At 78.9% G+C, this 1,147-nt stretch carries 1 pseudogene; it reads left to right on the forward strand.

From position 1 onward, the window contains the following. Window positions 1-1,147: pseudogene (locus tag ACFV6I_RS39705) on the forward strand (DEAD/DEAH box helicase); the annotation flags it as partial.

Genomic DNA, 1,147 nt, shown 5'->3' on the forward strand with positions numbered 1-1,147 from the left:
CGCCGAGGGCGTCGCCGACGCGCTGCGCCTGCTCGGCCCGCTCACCGAGGCCGAGCTGGCGGCCCGCGGCGCCGAGCCGCTCTGGGCCCTGGAGTTGGAGGCCGCCCGCCGGGTGATCCAGGTCCGGATCGCCGGCGAGCGGCGCTGGTCCGCCGTCGAGGACGCCGGGCGGCTGCGCGACGCGCTCGGCACCCCGCTGCCGGTCGGCGTCCCCGAGGCCTTCACCGAGCCGGTCAAGGATCCGCTGGGCGACCTGCTCGCCCGCTACGCCCGCACCCACGGCCCGTTCGCCGCCGCCGAGGCGGCCGCCCGATTCGGCCTCGGCACCGCCGTCGTCACCGGCACCCTGCACCGGCTCACCGCCGCCGGCCGCCTGGTCCAGGGCCAGTTCCGCCCACCCGTCGCCCGCCGGCCCCCTTCGCCGGAGGCGCTAGGCGCCACCCCTCCCGACCACACCACCACCGAGTGGTGCGACGCCGAGGTCCTGCGCCGGCTGCGCCGCCGCTCGCTGGCCGCCCTGCGCCAGGAGGTCGAACCCGTCCCGCCGCGCGCCCTGGCCGCGTTCCTCCCACAGTGGCAGCACCTGGCCGGCCACCGGCTGAGCGGCCCGGACGGCCTGCTCCGGGTGGTCGAACAGCTCCAGGGCACCGCCCTGCCCGCCTCCGCCCTGGAGAAGCTGATCCTCCCGGCCCGGCTCACCGGCTACTCCCCCGGCCTGCTGGACGAGTTGACGGCGGCCGGCGAGATCGGCTGGTGCGGGGCCGGCGCGCTGCCCGGCAAGGACGGCTGGCTCAGCCTGCACCTGGCCGAGCACGCCCACCTGCTGCGCCCCGAGCCCGTCCCGCCCGCGCTCACCCCCGTGCACAGCGCGCTGATGGCGGCGCTGGCCGGCGGCTACGGCCTGTTCTTCCGCCAGTTGGTCCAGCAGTTGCCGGAGGAGACCCCGGAGCCGGAGATCGTCGAGGCACTCTGGGACCTCGTCTGGGCCGGGTACGTCACCAACGACACCCTCGCCCCGCTGCGCGCCCTGCTCGGCTCCGGCCGGACGGCCGGTGCCACCGCCCACCGCGCGCCCCGGGCGACCCCGCGCGGCCGCTACGGCGGCGCCGGCCGCGCCTTCGGCCGGGTCGGCGGCGCGCTGCGCGGC

Source organism: Kitasatospora sp. NPDC059803, from assembly GCF_042732255.1.
Taxonomy (GTDB): domain Bacteria; phylum Actinomycetota; class Actinomycetes; order Streptomycetales; family Streptomycetaceae; genus Kitasatospora.